This is a genomic window from Pseudoalteromonas sp. TAE56, assembly GCF_000497955.1.
Taxonomy (GTDB): Bacteria; Pseudomonadota; Gammaproteobacteria; order Enterobacterales; family Alteromonadaceae; genus Pseudoalteromonas.
This window is the reverse complement of record NZ_AUTN01000082.1, coordinates 21,386-38,955: the sequence shown is the minus strand read 5'-3', so window position 1 is coordinate 38,955 and position 17,570 is coordinate 21,386. Positions and strand designations below refer to the sequence as shown.

18 protein-coding genes are annotated in these 17,570 nt (G+C 39.7%); 3 read left to right on the top strand and 15 right to left on the bottom strand.

The genetic code is table 11. The features are described 5' to 3' along the window. Positions 1–67: 67 nt before the first annotated feature. From L656_RS0108580 to L656_RS0108550, 7 genes are all read right to left on the bottom strand, one after another. The gene (locus L656_RS0108580; RefSeq protein ID WP_024598897.1) at positions 68–1,906 is read right to left on the bottom strand and encodes a DUF885 domain-containing protein; all 1,839 of its coding nucleotides are present in this window, start codon (positions 1,904–1,906) and stop codon (positions 68–70) included. A gap of 68 nt (positions 1,907–1,974) precedes the next feature. Further along, positions 1,975–3,111 carry a radical SAM family heme chaperone HemW gene (hemW, locus tag L656_RS0108575; RefSeq protein ID WP_024598896.1) on the bottom strand — a complete coding sequence of 379 codons (1,137 nt, stop codon included), beginning with the start codon at positions 3,109–3,111 and terminating at the stop codon, positions 1,975–1,977. Then, on the bottom strand, positions 3,108–3,707 hold the full coding sequence (gene rdgB / locus L656_RS0108570) for an RdgB/HAM1 family non-canonical purine NTP pyrophosphatase (RefSeq protein ID WP_024598895.1): 600 nt from the start codon (positions 3,705–3,707) through the stop codon (positions 3,108–3,110). The genes hemW and rdgB overlap by 4 nt, the downstream gene beginning before the upstream one ends. Before the next feature lie 4 nt (positions 3,708–3,711). Then, the gene (locus L656_RS0108565) at positions 3,712–4,155 is read right to left on the bottom strand and encodes a DUF4426 domain-containing protein (RefSeq protein ID WP_024596215.1); all 444 of its coding nucleotides are present in this window, start codon (positions 4,153–4,155) and stop codon (positions 3,712–3,714) included. Between the two features lie 64 nt (positions 4,156–4,219). Further along, positions 4,220–4,753 (bottom strand): YggT family protein, encoded by a 534-nt coding sequence (locus tag L656_RS0108560; protein WP_002962568.1) that lies wholly within the window; start codon positions 4,751–4,753, stop codon positions 4,220–4,222. 27 nt (positions 4,754–4,780) lie between these two features. Continuing rightward, on the bottom strand, positions 4,781–5,602 hold the full coding sequence (gene proC, locus L656_RS0108555) for a pyrroline-5-carboxylate reductase (RefSeq protein ID WP_024598894.1): 822 nt from the start codon (positions 5,600–5,602) through the stop codon (positions 4,781–4,783). 17 nt (positions 5,603–5,619) lie between these two features. Beyond that, positions 5,620–6,333, bottom strand: a complete 714-nt coding sequence (locus L656_RS0108550; protein WP_024598893.1) for a YggS family pyridoxal phosphate-dependent enzyme — start codon at positions 6,331–6,333, stop codon at positions 5,620–5,622. 2 nt (positions 6,334–6,335) lie between these two features. On the opposite strand from L656_RS0108550, the gene L656_RS0108545 reads away from it, so the two are divergent. Together L656_RS0108545 and L656_RS0108540 are read left to right on the top strand one after the other, a co-directional pair. Next, positions 6,336–7,376, top strand: coding sequence for a type IV pilus twitching motility protein PilT (locus L656_RS0108545; RefSeq protein WP_007585408.1), 1,041 nt, complete (start codon positions 6,336–6,338; stop codon positions 7,374–7,376). Between the two features lie 9 nt (positions 7,377–7,385). After that, a complete protein-coding gene (locus L656_RS0108540; RefSeq protein WP_024598892.1) occupies positions 7,386–8,522 on the top strand; it encodes a PilT/PilU family type 4a pilus ATPase in 1,137 nt (378 codons plus the stop codon). Positions 8,523–8,609: 87 nt separating this feature from the next. Here L656_RS0108540 and ruvX read toward each other — a convergent pair whose 3' ends face one another. From ruvX to L656_RS0108505, 6 genes are all read right to left on the bottom strand, one after another. Next, positions 8,610–9,059 carry a Holliday junction resolvase RuvX gene (gene ruvX / locus L656_RS0108530; RefSeq protein ID WP_002961947.1) on the bottom strand — a complete coding sequence of 150 codons (450 nt, stop codon included), beginning with the start codon at positions 9,057–9,059 and terminating at the stop codon, positions 8,610–8,612. A 26-nt stretch (positions 9,060–9,085) separates the two neighbouring features. Continuing rightward, the gene (locus L656_RS0108525; protein WP_024598891.1) at positions 9,086–9,643 is read right to left on the bottom strand and encodes a YqgE/AlgH family protein; all 558 of its coding nucleotides are present in this window, start codon (positions 9,641–9,643) and stop codon (positions 9,086–9,088) included. 155 nt (positions 9,644–9,798) lie between these two features. Continuing rightward, a complete protein-coding gene (gshB, locus tag L656_RS0108520; protein ID WP_007585399.1) occupies positions 9,799–10,749 on the bottom strand; it encodes a glutathione synthase in 951 nt (316 codons plus the stop codon). Between the two features lie 54 nt (positions 10,750–10,803). Continuing rightward, positions 10,804–11,538 (bottom strand): 16S rRNA (uracil(1498)-N(3))-methyltransferase, encoded by a 735-nt coding sequence (gene rsmE, locus L656_RS0108515; protein WP_024598890.1) that lies wholly within the window; start codon positions 11,536–11,538, stop codon positions 10,804–10,806. A 69-nt stretch (positions 11,539–11,607) separates the two neighbouring features. Beyond that, positions 11,608–12,084, bottom strand: coding sequence for a hypothetical protein (locus L656_RS0108510; RefSeq protein ID WP_024598889.1), 477 nt, complete (start codon positions 12,082–12,084; stop codon positions 11,608–11,610). 85 nt (positions 12,085–12,169) lie between these two features. Then, positions 12,170–13,063, bottom strand: a complete 894-nt coding sequence (locus L656_RS0108505) for a DUF350 domain-containing protein (protein WP_024596224.1) — start codon at positions 13,061–13,063, stop codon at positions 12,170–12,172. A 77-nt stretch (positions 13,064–13,140) separates the two neighbouring features. Between L656_RS0108505 and glnE the strand changes: the two genes are divergently transcribed. Next, entirely contained in the window at positions 13,141–15,936 is a 2,796-nt protein-coding gene (glnE, locus tag L656_RS0108500; protein ID WP_024598888.1) for a bifunctional [glutamate--ammonia ligase]-adenylyl-L-tyrosine phosphorylase/[glutamate--ammonia-ligase] adenylyltransferase, read from the top strand. A gap of 46 nt (positions 15,937–15,982) precedes the next feature. On the opposite strand, the gene L656_RS0108495 is transcribed toward glnE, so the two are convergent. Then, positions 15,983–16,555, bottom strand: a complete 573-nt coding sequence (locus L656_RS0108495; protein ID WP_024598887.1) for a toxin co-regulated pilus biosynthesis Q family protein — start codon at positions 16,553–16,555, stop codon at positions 15,983–15,985. Between the two features lie 41 nt (positions 16,556–16,596). Beyond that, positions 16,597–17,526 (bottom strand): LpxL/LpxP family Kdo(2)-lipid IV(A) lauroyl/palmitoleoyl acyltransferase, encoded by a 930-nt coding sequence (lpxL, locus tag L656_RS0108490; protein ID WP_024598886.1) that lies wholly within the window; start codon positions 17,524–17,526, stop codon positions 16,597–16,599. Between the last annotated feature and the right edge of the window lie 44 nt (positions 17,527–17,570).

Here is a 17,570-nt window from a genome sequence, read left to right as displayed (position 1 = left end):
ACTACTATAAAACAAAAAAGGCCGCAAATGCGACCTTTCATATTTAAAGCAATTGTTTAAATTGGTTTTAAGCCTTTTTGCTTGCTACCCATTCATTTACAAAATTTTCTAGTACATTTAGTGGTACAGGACCATTTTTAAGTACTACGTCGTGGAACTGGCGAATATCAAATTTATCACCCAGTTGCTTTTTAGCGTCTTCACGAAGTTCTAGAATCTTAAGCATACCCACTTTATAAGCCGTTGCTTGTGAAGGCATTACAATGTGACGCTCAACCATTTTAACACCGTCAGATGTTGCATTAGGCGTGTTATTTACGTAGTAATCAATACCTTCTTGGCGAGTCCACTTCATTGCGTGAATACCCGTATCAACTACTAGACGACATGCGCGCCATAATTCCATTGAAAGACGACCAAAATCTGAGTAAGGGTCTGAGTACATGCCCATTTCTTTAGGAATGAACTCTGAGTATAAACCCCAGCCTTCAATATACGCTGTGTAGCCACCAAACTTACGGAATTTAGGAACACCTTCTAACTCTTGCGAAATAGCTATTTGCATGTGGTGTCCTGGAATACCTTCGTGGTAAGCCAGTGCTTCCATTTGATACGTTGGCATTGCTTCCATGTCGTAAAGGTTTGCGTAGTAAACACCTGGGCGTGAACCATCCGGAGCTGGCTGTTGGTAAAATGCTTTACCTGCCGCTTTTTCACGGAATGCTTCAACTGCTTTTACTTTTAAATCAGCTTTTGGCTTAACAATGAATAGCTCATCTAAACGCGTTTTCATTGTATCAATAAGCCCAGTGGCTTCATCAAGATAGCGTTGTTTACCTTGTGCATCATTAGGGTAGTAAAATTGCTTGTCAGTTTTCATAAACTGCATAAACGCTTTTAAGTCGCCTTTAAAGCCCACTTTGTCTTTAATTTCACGCATTTCATCATGAATACGTGTCACTTCAGATAGACCAATTGCATGAATTTCTTTAGCCGTTAAATCTGTTGTAGTTGTGCGCTTAAGTGCGTTGTTATAAAACGCTTCGCCGTCAGGTAGTTTCCATGCGCCATCGCGATCATCAGCACGTTTCTCAAGCTGCGCTAGGTAATTAATTAGCTTAGAGTAAGATGGTTTAACAGCCGATTTTAATGCATCTGATGCATCGCTGATTAACGAGTCTTTTTCGTCTTGGCTAATCTCAAGCGCTGTTACTTTACGTTTAAAGTCAGCAAGCAATGTAGAATCATCGCCTTTTTCAAACGGTGCACCGTGAATAATGTTTTTGCTTGAATCAATAACATGTGGGAACACAAATTTAGGGGCAATGATGCCTTTTTCTGCACGTACAGTTAAATCAATAATAAGCTGATCAATAACACCAGTTACACCATTTAAACGTGAAATGTAGTCTTTAGCTTCTTTTACATTACTAATTGAGTGCTGATTAATTAAAAATGCAGGGATCATAGAATGCGTACCAAACATTTGGTTCACAGGGTAGTTATGGTAACGCCATTTAAAGTCAGCAATTGAGCTTTCAAGATCTTGTTTTTTTAAGTCGTAGCTAACTTTTGTTGCATCATCTAATAAATCACGGCTAATTGCTTTTAGTGCAACGAGGTCAGTTTTTGTTTGCGCTAAATCTTTAAGCTGTCTTTCTTCGCTGCCATCGTCCCACTTATCGTAATCTTGCTTAATACCCATGTATGTTTGATATACAGGACTGCTCATTACATCGCGGTTAAATGTGTCTTCAAAAAACGCATTGGCTTTGTCTATTTCACTTTGTTGTGATTGAACTGCTGCTTGTGCAATAGGAGCTGAAGTCGCTTGTTGTGTTGTTTGCTGGCAACCAGCAAGTAGTGCAACGCTTACTGCGGCCGCAATAAAGGTAAGTTTACGCATTGTTTTCCCTTTTGTTGTTAGAAACCCATTAGGGTGTTTTATATTTATTTTTTGTGTAGCGCTGGGCGCTACACAAATAATTCTAGCAGGTCATTTAAAAAGCGATGACCTTTTAAGCTTACCTGCCAATGACTGCCTGTTTGAGTCAATAAACCTTTATTGATTGCTTGGTTTAATGCACTTTGCTGACTTTGCAGTGGCAGTGTTGTTAATTTATTAAAATCATTAATTGGGCAAGGCTCAACAAGGCGAAAGCGATTCATAAAAAATTCAAACGCTAAATCGTCTTGCTCTACATGCCAGCTTTTGTACATATACGGTTTAATTAAATCCATATAGCCGCGTGGGTGTTTAACCTTTTCGGTACGCGTAATAAGCCCTGTATTTGCATCAGTAACCTTACCATGCGCGCCGCAGCCAATACCTAGATAATCGCCAAAACGCCAATAATTCAAGTTATGTTGGCACTGATAGCCTGGTTTTGCATAGCCTGATATTTCGTATTGTATGTAACCTGCTTGAGCTAGTAACTCGACCCCTTGTTCTTGAATGTCCCACAGTGTTTCGTCTTGTGGCAAGGTTGGAGGTTTTGATGCAAACTGAGTATTAGGTTCAATAGTTAGTTGATACCAAGATATATGCGGAGGATCTAGCGCTATTATTTGCTTTAAATCACTCAGTGCATCGTCAAGTGTTTGCCCCGGTAAGCCGTGCATTAAATCAAGGTTAAAGCTGTTTAAACCGGCTTCTTTAGCTTGCTGCGCAGCATAATTAGCCTCGTCGCTGCCATGAATCCGACCAAGTGCTTTTAACTTGTCGTTTTGCATGCTTTGCACGCCAATAGAAATACGGTTAATACCTGCTTTTACGTAATCTTTAAAACGACCTGTTTCTACTGTGCCAGGGTTGGCTTCAAGGGTAATTTCGCAGTTGTCTTCAAGTCCAATTAGGCTATCGACTTCTTTTAGTAAGCGGGTGTAAGCTGTACCAGTTAATAAGCTTGGAGTGCCGCCACCAATAAAAATGCTGTGAATTTTACGCCCTTGCACTAAGTGCAAATCAGCTTTTAAATCATCAATTAAATGCTGAACATATTCAGCTTCAGGTATTTCACCTTTTTGTCCGTGGCTATTAAAATCGCAGTACGGGCATTTTTGCACGCACCAAGGCACGTGCACATATAAGCTCAGTGGTGGAAGGTTCACAGGCCGCCTTTTTGCTTTAGCTCTAGCAATAATTTTTGTAGCGCTTGTCCGCGATGACTCACTGCATTTTTTTGCTCTTTTGTAAGCTCAGCACTCGTACAATTTTTCTCTGCTACAAAAAACACCGGATCGTAACCAAAGCCACCGTTGCCATTTTGAGTGAGCGTAATTTCGCCTTCCCAGCTTGCACTGCAAATAAGTGGAGTAGGGTCATCTGCGTGGCGCATTAATACCAGTACACACCAAAAACGTGCACTACGGATAGGGTTATTACCCAAATCAACGAGTAACTTATCAATGTTATCTTGATCGCTGGCACCTAGGCCTGCAAAGCGGGCTGAGTAAACACCGGGTGCGCCATTTAAGCCATCAACTTCTAAACCAGAGTCATCGGCAATAGCTGCCATGCCAGTAATTTTAGCGGCATGGCGTGCTTTAATAATGGCATTTTCAACAAAGGTAGTGCCGGTTTCGGCAACTTCACCTACATTAAAATCGCTCTGTGGGACTACATTAATATTCAGAGAGCTTAGCATGTTAGCTAGTTCTTTTACTTTGCCAGGATTACCTGTAGCAAGTACTAAAGTTTTGGTCATGTTATTAATCTACGTAAAATTTTTGCTGAAACTGTAATTTTTGAAATTGATTACTTTGTTGTATTTCAATCTCAAAGCGTAAAATCTCTTCGTTGGTGTAATCAACTTGGGCAAGGTAATAAATTGACTCACCTTCTTTTACTTCTTTAAAAGTAAGCGTTTGCTTGTTGCCAAGTAGGTTTTTAGCTGTGCCTGTAAGCTTTGCCGTTTGGGCTGTGTTTTCGGCATCATTTTTTAAAACAGAAATATTCACAATGCCTTTGTATCCGCTTCGCTCAAGGCCATACGCTTTTGCTATTTTTGGCTGAATAAAAGTAGAAGGAAAAGCGATGTAATGCACTTGCCAAGGGCCAAGCTCTTTGTATTGTGCGCCTTGCATTTCTTCGCTTTGCGCGTTAAATGCAAATGCCAAACAAGCAATAAAACAAAACTTAATTAAACGGTTCATTATGTATTCCTCAAAACATATAAAAAAGAGGCCTTTGGGCCTCTTTTACTCAAAAATTAAGTGCTTAGACTAAAAAGTCCATAAGCAACATTTGCAAAAACTGAATACCAATAATAAGCACTAAAACTGATAAATCTAAGCCACCCATTGATGGTAATATTTTACGAATTGGTTTTAGCATTGGTTCAGTAAGCTGATGGAAAACCGCTTCTATAGGGTTATAACCTTGGCTAACCCAACTTAAAATAGCGCGAATAATAAGTACCCAAAAAACTAAGTTAAGGCCTTCTTTTAGTACCGTTATAAGTGCTTGAATAAGTACAGGCTGTATTGCCCACGCATTATATATAACAAGCATTAAAGTACTAATTTTGGCTACAGCCACTATAAATGCCAACAACAAAGATGCTAAATCAAGTCCGCCAAACCCCGGAATAATTTTACGCAGTGGTTTTACCGCAAACGACGTGGCTTTAACCACAAACTGGCTCATTGGATTATAAAAGTCGGCTTTTGCCCACTGCAGCCAAAAGCGCAGTAATACCACCATTAAAAACAAATCAAACAGGGTACTGATCAAAAATTGCATGGCATTCATAGTGTAACCTTCAATAAAAAAGTGGTTTTAGAGTTCTTTTTCCATTTGCTCTGCACGCGCAATACACGCATCCATTGCATCGCCAACGGTTTTAGTTAAGCCTTCATCTTTTAAGTGCTCAACAGCTGCGTGAGTCGTACCGCCTTTAGATGTTACGTTTGAACGTAGTTGCGAAATAGTAATATCAGGCTGGCTAAGTGCCATTTCGGCGGCGCCAAGGGCTGTTTGTTGTACCAGGCGACGAGCGTCTTCATCATTAAAGCCCAGCGCTTTGGCTTTTTCTTCTATGGCTTCCATAAATAAGAAAAAGTAAGCAGGCGAAGAGCCAGTCACAGCAATAATGTCGTTAATTTGTGATTCTTTTTCAACCCATACAACAATGCCAGTGCATTCAAAAACTTGTTGTACAAACTCGTGTTCGCTTTGTGTTTCGCCCGCGCCATATAAACCTGATACACCACGGCCTAATAAAGACGGTGTGTTTGGCATACAGCGTACCATTTTAACGTCTTGACCTAGCATTTCGCGAAGGCGTTTTACAGTTAAGCCCGCAGCAACCGAAATGAACAGTTTGTCGCTAAAATCTACGCCCGAATCTTGAAACGATTTACATAAATCGCCCATCATTTGTGGTTTAACAGACAAAACAATTACATCAGCATCGCGCAGGGCTTCGTTATTGTCACTGGTGGTTTGCACCTTGAAATCGGCTGCTACCTTTGCAAGCTTTTCTTGGTTGCGGTTAGTCGCAATAATGTTACTTGCGTTAAAACCGTTTTTTACCATGCCACCAATAATGGCGTAGCTCATATTACCTGTGCCTATAAATGCGATTTTTTTATCTGACATAAATCTGTTATCACCTTTTAAGTTCGTGTTCCAAAAATGTCTGTGCCGACTCTTACCATGGTTGAACCTGCACTAATGGCAGCTTCAACATCACCGCTCATACCCATCGACAAAGTATCTACTTGAGGATATTGGGTCTTTAGTTTATCAAAGCAAGTTTGTAATTGCTCAAAAGATTGAATTTGCGTATCCAGATCGTCACTTTTAGCCGGAATTGCCATTAAACCGCGAAGTGTTAAGTGCTTACATTGGTTAATAAAATCGGCAAGTTCAGAAATTTGCCCAACACTACAACCCGATTTGGCTTCTTCTTCGCTTATATTTACTTGAATAAGTATATTAAGAGGCGATTTATCGTCTGGGCGCTGGGAATCTAATCGTTTGGCTATTTTTATACGATCAACACTTTGCACCCAGTCAAAGTTGGCAGCCACTAATGCACTTTTATTTGATTGAATTGGTCCAATGAAATGCCAAATGATATCGCTATATGACTGTAGTTGAGCTATTTTATCTATAGCCTCTTGAACATAAGATTCACCAAATTCGCGCTGGCCATGCTCATAAGCTGCAATAACATCTTCGCTTGGTTTAGTTTTAGACACTGCCAGTAAAGTAACTTCGTTAGTGTTTCGCTGTGCGTTTTTTGCCGCGTCTGCAATTCTAGCGTAGGCGGATGTGAGTCGTTCTGCTATTGTAACCATATATTTATCAGTTAGTTGTGGAGTCATAAATGGATATTACCGAATTATTAGCGTTTAGTGTGCAACACAAAGCATCCGATTTACATTTATCATCGGGTGTTTCACCTATGATACGCGTAGACGGTGATGTTCGCCGCATTAATATACCAGCCCTTGCAGATAAAGACGTAAACAGTCTGGTTTACGATATTATGAACGATAATCAACGCAAGGACTACGAACAAAATCTCGAAGTGGATTTTTCGTTTGAAGTGCCTAATTTAGCACGTTTTCGTGTGAATGCATTTAACTCTAATCGCGGGCCTGCTGCGGTATTTCGTACCATACCAAGTGAAGTGTTAACGCTTGATGATTTAGGTGCGCCAGATATTTTTAAAACAATCTCCGATACCCCACGTGGACTCGTGTTAGTGACAGGCCCAACGGGCTCTGGTAAATCAACAACACTTGCCGCTATGGTCGATTATATAAATCAAAATAAACATCACCATATTCTAACAATCGAAGATCCAATCGAGTTTGTTCACGATAATAAATTAAGCCTTATTAATCAACGTGAAGTACATCGCGATACACATAGCTTTTCAAACGCGCTACGTAGTGCATTGCGTGAAGATCCCGATGTAATACTTGTAGGTGAGTTACGTGATTTAGAAACAATTCGTCTTGCAATGACCGCAGCCGAAACAGGCCACTTAGTGTTTGGCACGCTACATACTACGTCTGCACCAAAAACCATTGACCGTATTATCGATGTATTCCCAGGTGAGGAAAAGTCAATGGTACGTTCAATGTTATCTGAATCTTTGCGTGCTGTTATTTCGCAAACACTGCTTAAAAAGATTGGCGGCGGGCGAGTTGCGGCACACGAAATTATGATTGCAGTACCTGCTATTCGTAACTTGATTCGTGAAGATAAAATTGCACAAATGTACTCGTCGATTCAAACAGGTGCGTCTGTGGGCATGCAAACAATGGATCAATGTTTAACTAATTTAGTTAATCACGGCATTGTTACAAATGCTGCAGCGAAAGAAAAAGCACAAGACAAAACACAATTTGGTGGGTAAGAAACTATTATGGCTTTATCTTTAAACGACTTTTTACTTATCATGATTGAGAAAAAAGGATCTGACTTATTTGTATCGAGTCAGCTACCTGTAAGCGCAAAAATAAACGGTGAGTTAATAGCTCTAAGCGATGATAGGCTTACTGATGAGCAATCGCTTGAGCTAGTTGAATCTGCAATGAGCGAAAAACAAAAAGCAGAGTTTCATACAACAAAAGAATGTAACTTTGCGATTGCTACCGACGAAGGACGTTTCCGTATTTCTGCTTTTTGGCAACGCGATAAAGCAGGTATGGTTATTCGCCGTATTGTGACGCAAATACCTGATGTGAGTGAGCTAGGCCTACCTTCAATTCTTACCGATGTAATTATGTCTAAGCGTGGCCTTGTTTTGTTCGTCGGTGGTACTGGCACGGGTAAATCAACCTCTCTAGCTGCACTTATTGGCTACAGAAACCGTAACCAACGTGGTCATATACTGACTATTGAAGATCCGATTGAATTTGTTCATGAGCATCGTAAAAGTATTATAACTCAGCGCGAGGTCGGGCTTGATACCGAAAGCTTTGAGTCAGCACTTAAAAGCTCATTACGTCAAGCGCCCGATGTAATTTTGATTGGTGAAATTCGCTCTCAAGAAACTATGGAATATGCACTAAGCTTTGCCGAAACAGGTCACCTGTGTGTTGCAACACTGCATGCTAATAATGCCAACCAAGCAATTGACCGTATTATGCATTTAGTCCCCAAAGAAAAACACGATAAGCTTAAGTACGATTTAGCACTTAACTTACGCGCCATTGTAGCTCAGCAATTAGTACCGACTGCTGATGGTGAAAGTCGTGTTGCAGCTATTGAAATATTGCTTAACTCACCAATGGTTGCTGAACTGATTAAAAACGGTGATATTGGTGGTATTAAAGAGGCAATGGCTAAATCGAAAGAGATGGGCATGCAAACCTTTGACCAAGCGCTATTTGAGTTGTACAGACAGCAGCGAATTAATTACGCTGATGCACTGCATCATGCTGATTCGCCGAATGATTTACGCTTAATGATTAAACTGCGCAATAACGAACAGCAAGGTGCGGGCTTTTTACAAGGCGTTACTATTGATGGCCTTGACGATAAAAATGGCGATCAATAAACAAACGAATTTTCTATTAAGCATTAATACAAAAAAAGCGCCAATTGGCGCTTTTTTTGTATATAACGAGTTGTTTATATAGCAGGCTTATTCACCGTAACTAGACTCAAAAAAACTTTCTAAAATAATAACCGCAGACATATTATCTACGTTACCTTTGCCTAAGTTTTTATAGCCGCCACTTTCAAAAAGTCGCGCTTTAGCATCCGCGGTCGTTAAACGCTCGTCTTGTGTTTGCACAGGAATGCCATAATGATTATGCAATCTGTTGGCAAACTTTTTTGCTTTAAAGGTAACCTCTTGTGACGTTCCATCCATATTTAGTGGTAAGCCAACAACCATTAAGTCAGGCTGCCATTCGGCCACTTGCACAGCAATATGGTCCCAATTAGGAATACCATCTTGTGCTTTTACAGCCTTAAGGCTAGACGCGCTGCCTGTTAGCTCTTGCCCAATAGCAATACCAATACTTTTGGTGCCAAAGTCAAAGCCCATTACAGTGCGTTCGCCTTGCGGCTTAAGCGATTTTTTTGTCATGTGTATCTTGTTTAAATTTTAAGTTGTTATGCGTGACCAGCTTCAAGGCTGAGTTGGCTAATATCAAAGCCCAACATTGAAACTGCTTTTTCCCACCGTTTTTCAACGGGGGTATTAAAAATGATCTTTGGATCTGCTTCTATGATCAACCAGCTGTTATCAAGTAACTCTTGTTCGAGTTGTCCTTGCTCCCACCCTGAATAACCCAGTGTAATAATAAATTGCTCAGGTGCTTGTGCGGTAGTTAAGCTTGCTAAAACGTCTTTTGAGGTAGTGATCATAATATCGCTACTGAGCTTTTGACTCGCTGAATAACCCGGTTGAGGAGAGTGCAGTACAAAACCACGGTCAGTTTTAACGGGTCCGCCTGCAAACACACTTACTTTTGCTGCGTTTTGAGTTTTGTCGTTATCAATTTCTATTTTATCTAAAAGTTCGCCAACAGTAACATCAATAGGTTGGTTTATTACCAAGCCCATAGCCCCATCTTCATTGTGCTCACAAATATAGGTAACAGCACGTTTAAAAAAAGGGTCTTGCATCGACGGCATTGCGATTAAAAAATGATTTTCTAATGATTGCATAGACTTCACCCTTTTTAGTTAATGAACTTTGAGTATGGCACATACCTTTGTTTTTAAAACTAAAAAAGCACTCTCATACGGTTTAAAGATTAATAGTTAACAACTATATTAAAATTCATGACACGAAAGTGCTTTTAATAACGACAGATAGATGCTTATTTATCTAACTTTCTTTCAATTGCATCAAACAAAATACCTGTAATAGATATATCATAAGCCGCTTCAATTTCGCGCACGCACGTTGGTGCAGTTACGTTAATTTCAGTTAATTTATCGCCAATAATATCTAAACCTACAAATATTAAGCCTTTTTCTTTAAGCGTTGGCGCGACTGCTTGCGCAATTTTTAAATCAGATTCACTAAGTGGGCGCGCTTCGCCTCGACCGCCAACAGCTAAATTACCGCGTGTCTCACCATTTTGTGGAATACGCGCTAAACAATACGGAATAACCTCGCCATCAATAACCAATACGCGCTTGTCGCCTTGTTTGATCTCTGGGATGTAATTTTGCACCATAGCAAAGCGGCTGCCGTGCTCGGTTAGCGTTTCACAAATTACACCAATGTTGGCATCGTCTTCTCTAAGGCGGAAGATAGATGCGCCGCCCATGCCATCAAGGGGTTTTAAAATAATGTCTTTATGCTCGGCTAAAAACTCACGAATTTGTTTTTGACTGCGTGTAACCAGGGTATCTGGCGTGTGTTCGCTAAACCATGCTGTAAATAGCTTTTCGTTAGCATCGCGAAGGCTTTGTGGCTTGTTAATTATTAACGTACCTTCTTGTTCTGCACGTTCTAAAATATAAGTCGCGTAAATGTATTCAGTATCAAAAGGAGGATCTTTACGCATTAAAATCACATCAAGATCGGCAAGCGCTATAGTGGCTTTTTCTTCAAGCTCGTACCATTTTTCTGCATTATTAAACACTTGCGCTTTAGACGCTGTAGCGTACGACTTACCTTTACGAAGAGATAAATCATCCATCTCCATATAATAAATTTCGTAGCCGCGTTCTTGCGCTTGCATCATCATTGCAAAACCGGTGTCTTTTTTGATGTTAAATCCACTAATAGGATCTGAAATAATACCTAACTTAATTGCCATGCGCTGTGCCTTACTATAAATGTTACTGTTTATATGAGGGTGCTTTTAGTTATTTCAATTAGCTAAATCGCCAAATTGAAGTTGTAATGCACTTAAGACCGTTAAAGCGGCTGTTTCCGTTCGTAAAACGCGCGGGCCTAAGCGAATATCTACAAATTCTAGTTGTTTAGTTAGTGCCATTTCATCGTCGGTAAAGCCGCCTTCTGGGCCGACTAAAAAGCGTACGCCATCTTTAGGTACCGTAATGGTTTTAATGCTGTGGTCAGCACGAGGGTGGAGAGTGAGCTTAATTGCATTGGTTTGTTGTGCAAGCCATTGTTTTAAATCTACAGGAGGATGAACGATTGGCACAAAATTACGCCCAGATTGCTCTGCCGCTGCAATTGCAATTTTTTGCCATTGTTGGTGTTTTTTCTCAAGGCGATCGCCCATTAGTTTCACACCACAGCGCTGACTAAAAAGTGGGGTGATTTCGGTAATGCCCAGTTCAACTGACTTTTGAATTGTAAAGTCCATTTTATCACCACGGGATACACACTGGCCTAAATGAATTTTAAGCGGAGATTCTACATCGTGGGGATTAAGCTCTAATGGCATTACGACGACTGTTTTTTTTGTTACTTCAATTATTTCACTAAGGTATTCGCCGCCTTCGCCATTAAAAATAGATACATGCTCGCCTACTTTCATGCGCAGCACTCTGCCAATATGCCCTGCAGCATCCTCATCTAAGGTTACAGGGGTGTTTAGGGCAATACTCGATGTTTGATAAATATGAGGAACTCGCATAGTGCGTCACTTACTACTTAGCATAAAAATATATACTGCTATGGTAAGTAAGCTGGGAGCTGTGCGCAATTATTTATTTTTATTAAGTTGCTCGGCGAGATCTATTAAATCTTGTGGTGTGTGTGCTATATCATGGTGATTTTGCGAAGGTTCGGTTAATGTTTCGTCAGTAACCTGGCTTAGTGTATAGCCTGTATCATCAAGGTTTATTAAAAAGCGTTTTTCATGTAAGGAGTTATAAATAAAGCGTTGTTTATCACTTGCGAGTAAGTAATCGGTATTATTAAAAAGTACTCCGTGTAAATCGTGATGCTCTTTTAGATAGTTAATTAATTCAGAAACGCTGATTTCGTTCTCAAGATCGCAATAACTATAGTCTTTAATAAGCTCGTCAAACATCATTTTTACTAACTGACGGGTATTATTGCCTGCTGCAATAAGCGTACTCGCTTTGGTTTTGCCATTATTAACATAGAATTCGGCAAATGCACGGCTAAATTCGTTGTCTATGTCAATTAACAAATAGTTAGTAGCTTCAAGTGGCATAGAGCTCGGGCCTTGTTACATTTAAGTAATTACCATTATTACTTAAATGCAGACGTTTTAATTGCTGTATTTTTAGTAAAAAGGTCTAAAGAGAAAACATGCTAATAAGTAAATAACCTATAGCACAAAAAACAGCAAACTCTATACATGCTACGCCAATATTATCTTGATGGTCTATTTCAAGAGCTGTATCAATATTTGGTAAAGAGATAACTTTTATAACATACGTTAAGCTGTAGAGTAGTATCCACATTACACCGCAATGCATAACGAGTGTAAATATGTTTTCTACCATTTTACCGTTTTGAAATGCTGCGCTAGATAAACCAGCGTACACAGATAATGCTAAACCGATTGATTTTCCAGCATATCTTATACCTATAGAGGTGTTTTCTAAGTTGAAGTTACTTTGTAGCGAAGCGCCTTGGTTTGCTTTGGCAAAACGATATTCTCGTATTTTACTATCCAGTGCAAACATTCCCTGAAGTGTAAAAAAGCTAACGCAAGCAATAAGTAAGTTACTAAACCCTTGGGTATGTGTCCACGTGTATAAACCAAGTGCAATAATACAGTTGGCGATTAACATGCCCGAATCCACCAGTGCAGCACATACATTTTGCTTTAATATTGCAGCTTCTTCATTAAACCTGTGCAATATCCATTTACGATGAATTAAGTGACCTACCTTAATAAATGTAAATAATAAAATAATAATGACCAAAACTTTTAATGGATTGGATTGCGCGGTGCTTATGCTTATTTCATCAAATAAGAAGGCCATAGTGGCTATGACAACTGATATTTCAGATGCGAAGCTAATACCCATGGCAAAGTTATCGTGCTGCGCAAGTTCATCTTTAAGCGCTTGTTTTGCTTTGATTTGAGTGACAACTCGTAAACTAAAAATAGTTATACAAATAACCGCAAAACTAATAGCAATCGCAATAAAACTAGTGTTAGATAAAGACAAATATGACATGGTGATCCTAATTAAGTGAACCTTTCTAGGTTTTAGTCATTCTAGTACGGTTATTGATGATATAAAAGAGAGGATTGATGAGTAACGTAAAGCAACTTCCTATTCAATTACAAAAACTTGGCTTAGAGCGCTTCGAACAATTATATCCACAGCAAAGTAATGAAAGCGAAGTTATACGATTACTCGCCTTGAGCGACTTTGCCTGGCGCTGTTTAGAATCACAACCAACGTTAAAAGACTGGCTGCTGTGCAAAGATGAAATTCAAAACAGGCATGTTACCTCTCCCTTTGATAGCATTGAACTTAGTGATATTGACGATGCTAAGTGTAATCAAATCTTACGAAAGTACCGCGAAAAATACTGGCTTAAAGTCGCCTTTTTAGATTTATGTTGTAATAACCCTATTGCCGATAGCATTAATTACATAAGCCAACTGGCTGATATGCTAATTGATAGCGCTAACCAATGGGCGCATGCGCAGGTGGCAAAAGTAAATGGTGAGCCGCTTGATGAGCAAAGCCAAGCAATGCCATTAATGGTTCTAGGGATGGGGAAGCTCGGCGGGCAAGAGCTAAATTACTCCTCTGATATTGATCTCATTTTTGCGTATCCGCGCAGTACAAAAACCCAAGGTGGTCGCAGAAGCCTTGAGGCCCAAGTATTTTACACTAAAGTTGCACAAAAGCTCATTGCATCACTTAACCAAGCCACCGGTGACGGGCAGGTATTTAGAGTTGATATGCGCCTACGCCCGTTTGGCGAAAGTGGCCCTTTGGTTATGAGCTTTAATGCTATTGAAGATTACTATCAGGAGCAAGGGCGCGACTGGGAACGCTACGCAATGTTAAAAGGGCGCCTAATTGGCACCCCTAATAAATATTGGGATGAATTTATTAAGCTTTTAAAGCCGTTTGTTTATCGCCGGTATATTGATTTTTCGGTAATTGAATCTTTGCGTAAAATGAAGTTAATGATCGCACAAGAGGTTCGCCGTAAACGCTTAACTAATAATATAAAATTAGGCGCTGGTGGTATTCGTGAAGTTGAATTTATAGTGCAAGCCCTGCAAATGGTACGAGGTGGCCGAGAGGCTAATTTACAAACTCAATCATTACTTAAAGCATTAAATGAGTTGGCACTTAGCCAAGTTATAGATGAGCAAGAAGCAAGTGAGCTTAAGCGCAATTATCTTTATTTGCGAAAAGTTGAGCAGTACTTACAAATATTTGATGATCAACAAACGCAAACACTTCCTGATGATGAATTGAATCAGCAGCGCTTAAATTTATTATTAGAACAAGCGGATTTTACTGCTACTTTAAGCACTATTGAAAAAGTGATGAAGCAAGTTAACGGTGAGTTTGCACTGGTCATAGGCGAGGAAACCGCACCACTTGATACTTGTGAAGGCGCATTTATTAGTGCTTGGGATCATGGTGATGTGGGGTTTTTAAAAGAGGCTAGAGATGAATGGCAAACTCCCCTTAACGATTTTAAATTAAGGCTGTCTAAGGTAAACATCGGTAACCGAGGGCGCGACACCCTTGATAAATTAATGCCTGTTTTATTAAGTCAGTTAAATGACTTTAATGCCAGCGAAGCTGCTTTTACGATGGTTTGCCAAATTTTTAATAAAATAATTTCACGCACTGCTTATTTAGAATTACTGTACGAAAACCAAGGTGCGTTAAAGCAACTCGTTTTACTTTGTTGTCATAGCAAATGGATAGGTGAGCATATTTCTCGCTATCCTATATTACTTGATGAGCTAATAGACCCAGCGGTTCTTTATAAACCGACACCATTAACGGCTTATAAAGATGAAATAAGACAGTATTTTTTACGAATAGAGCATGACGATTTAGAACTGCAAATGGAGTCGCTTAGGCAATTTAAGCAAACGCATCAATTACGAATTGCAGCTGCAGATGCAACCGGCGTTCTCGATGTAATGAAAGTAAGCGATCACTTAACGGTACTCGCTGAGGCGATTGTTGATCAAGCTGTTAATATTGCATGGCATAACACTGTTAAGCGCTTTGGTATGCCACCTGGCACTGATGATGAAAACAAAGGCTTTGCTGTTATTGCATATGGTAAAACGGGCGGCTTGGAAGTGGGGTATGACTCAGATTTAGATTTGGTGTTTGTGCATAATCATGATGGCTCAAGCCAAACCAATGGTGAAAAACCGATAGATTCTCGCCAGTTTTATTTAAAACTCGCTCAGCGCTTAATGCATTTATTTAATACTCGTACTGCATCGGGTATTTTGTATGAGCTTGATACGCGATTACGCCCTGAAGGTGCATCAGGTTTACTGGCTATCAATCTAGAGAGCTTTAATCACTATCAGCAAACTCAAGCGTGGACATGGGAACATCAAGCACTTGTGCGGGCACGGTTGATTTTGGGCCAAAACGATCTCATAGATCGTTTTTCACAAATTCGTAAAAATATACTTTGCCAACAGCGCGATCATACAGTCTTAAAAGCAGATGTAATAAAAATGCGCGAAAAAATGCGCGACCATTTAGCGAAAGGAAATACTGAGCAATTTGATTTAAAACAAGATGTTGGTGGTATGGCTGATATTGAGTTTATTACGCAATATTTAGTACTTAAACACGCCAATGAGTTTGAACAGCTTACAGTTTACTCAGATAACGTAAGAATATTAACGGATGCAGCAAATATAGGCTGTATTACTAAAGAGCAAAAGCAGCAGTTGATTAAAGCGTATATTGATTATCGCTCGTGTTATCACGTGTTGAGCTTGGATCAAAAAGGCAAGTTGATCTCGCGAGAAGCTTTCTTGCAAGATATTACTAACGTGACGAATATTTGGAATAGTATTTTTGAGTTAAGTTGAACTGTAAACCCAAGCGCTTGCTTGGGTTTTTTGTGCGAGTAAACCTTTAGACCTTTAGTTTTAAACAGTTTGTACGTACAAATTCTGATGGTAACTCTGTAATAACCGCTGCCCGTTGTTTATGGCAAAAGTAAGTATAAACCTCATGCTCAAAGTCGTCATTTATAGCACGACCAATTTGATAAAGTGCTGAAGTAAAGTTGCTGTCTACTCTAAAATGATCTTTAACTACGTAGTCTTTACTTAAATACCAGTAAAGTTCAATGCCTTCATTTTTAGCGTACTGATTGAGTACGTCTTTAAGTGTTGTGCCATTTTCAAAGCGCCTAGGCTCAACTTCTCCAGTCCAATTAGTCGGCATCGGGTCAACTGTTCGCGCACGTTCAGCCAATACTCTATCTAAGGTTTGTTCTGGTGTTTTAAGCTTTAAAACAAATTGATCTCGTTCTGTATCACTTTTTACTTGGTTACGAATGGAGGAGTAAAAGCGTGATAATCCTTCGGCGGCTGCATTTTTAGATTTTTTAATATCAAATACAGAACCATCACCCACTAAAAAGTATACGGCGAGTGCAATTAGCACGGCTGCAAATGATAAATGTCTAATCCAAAACCACATGATTATTACCCACCTTATTTGTTCCTATTATTGTTATACCATTACTTTTTATAAAAAGAAGGGGTATTTTTATCAGGTCGAGTTTTAAAGCGACGGTGTAGCCACATATACTGCTCTGGTGCGGCATTAACAGATTGTTCCATTCGTTGATTCACACGCGTTACATCAGCCTTATCATCACCACTAGGGAAGTTTTCAAGCTCTGATAGTATTTCCAAGTGATATTTACCATTTTCATCTCGGCGAGTTATTAAGCTCATTGTTTCGCAGTTTTTACTACCAGCAAACATAAGAGTACCGGTTGTCGTTGCCGCGTCAGGGACTGCGTAAAATGGAACAAATTCACATCGGTTACGGCCGTAATCTTGATCGGGTAAGTAATAGCATACTTTTTTATTCTTTAATGCTTTTAGTAAGCCTTTTACATCTTTTCGGCCAATTAGGTATTCGTTAGAGCGAAGGCGGCCATTAGTCGTAAAGTATTCCATTAGAGGGTTGTTATGAGGGCGATAAAAGCCAACACCCTGACACTCTAAGCCCATAATACGGCTAGCCATTTCAAGATGCAGAATATGAGGTACAAGCAATAAAACACCTTTACCAGACGCTTGAACACGTTCAAAGTGCTCAAGCCCTTTGAAAGACCCTAATGCTTTTTGTGCTCGCCACTGCGGCCACCACCAGGCCATGCCAGTCTCAACCATTGCAATACCGGTGTTTTCCATATTTTTGAGCACAAGGTCTTTTTGATCTGCTGCGCTCATATCAGGAAAACATAATTTAATGTTAACTTCTGCAATATGGCGACGGCGTTTCATAAATTTATGAACTAAGCGACCAAGCTGTTTACCCATTGCCAATTGTAGTTTTTGCGGTAACCAAGAAATTAAATATAAAAATAGAACGCCAATCCACGTTAACCAGTATCGAGGGCCTAAAAAAGATGCTTTAAAAGGAGATGAGGTGACCACAAAAATATCTCTGAGAATAAAAACGATAGTTTAACGCTAAGCGC

Bases quoted from the DNA above. Each gene is read 5' to 3' on its own strand.
- L656_RS0108560 (WP_002962568.1), bottom strand. From the start codon at position 4,753: ATGAATGCCATGCAATTTTTGATCAGTACCCTGTTTGATTTGTTTTTA.
- L656_RS0108550 (WP_024598893.1), bottom strand. From the start codon at position 6,333: ATGACTCCACAACTAACTGATAAATATATGGTTACAATAGCAGAACGA.
- rsmE (WP_024598890.1), bottom strand. From the start codon at position 11,538: ATGCGAGTTCCTCATATTTATCAAACATCGAGTATTGCCCTAAACACC.
- gshB (WP_007585399.1), bottom strand. From the start codon at position 10,749: ATGGCAATTAAGTTAGGTATTATTTCAGATCCTATTAGTGGATTTAAC.
- L656_RS0108525 (WP_024598891.1), bottom strand. From the start codon at position 9,643: ATGCAATCATTAGAAAATCATTTTTTAATCGCAATGCCGTCGATGCAA.
- L656_RS0108545 (WP_007585408.1), top strand. From the start codon at position 6,336: ATGGATATTACCGAATTATTAGCGTTTAGTGTGCAACACAAAGCATCC.
- ruvX (WP_002961947.1), bottom strand. From the start codon at position 9,059: ATGACAAAAAAATCGCTTAAGCCGCAAGGCGAACGCACTGTAATGGGC.
- L656_RS0108565 (WP_024596215.1), bottom strand. From the start codon at position 4,155: ATGAACCGTTTAATTAAGTTTTGTTTTATTGCTTGTTTGGCATTTGCA.
- proC (WP_024598894.1), bottom strand. From the start codon at position 5,602: ATGTCAGATAAAAAAATCGCATTTATAGGCACAGGTAATATGAGCTAC.
- L656_RS0108505 (WP_024596224.1), bottom strand. From the start codon at position 13,063: ATGTCATATTTGTCTTTATCTAACACTAGTTTTATTGCGATTGCTATT.
- L656_RS0108510 (WP_024598889.1), bottom strand. From the start codon at position 12,084: ATGCCACTTGAAGCTACTAACTATTTGTTAATTGACATAGACAACGAA.
- rdgB (WP_024598895.1), bottom strand. From the start codon at position 3,707: ATGACCAAAACTTTAGTACTTGCTACAGGTAATCCTGGCAAAGTAAAA.
- L656_RS0108540 (WP_024598892.1), top strand. From the start codon at position 7,386: ATGGCTTTATCTTTAAACGACTTTTTACTTATCATGATTGAGAAAAAA.
- glnE (WP_024598888.1), top strand. From the start codon at position 13,141: ATGAGTAACGTAAAGCAACTTCCTATTCAATTACAAAAACTTGGCTTA.
- L656_RS0108495 (WP_024598887.1), bottom strand. From the start codon at position 16,555: ATGTGGTTTTGGATTAGACATTTATCATTTGCAGCCGTGCTAATTGCA.
- L656_RS0108580 (WP_024598897.1), bottom strand. From the start codon at position 1,906: ATGCGTAAACTTACCTTTATTGCGGCCGCAGTAAGCGTTGCACTACTT.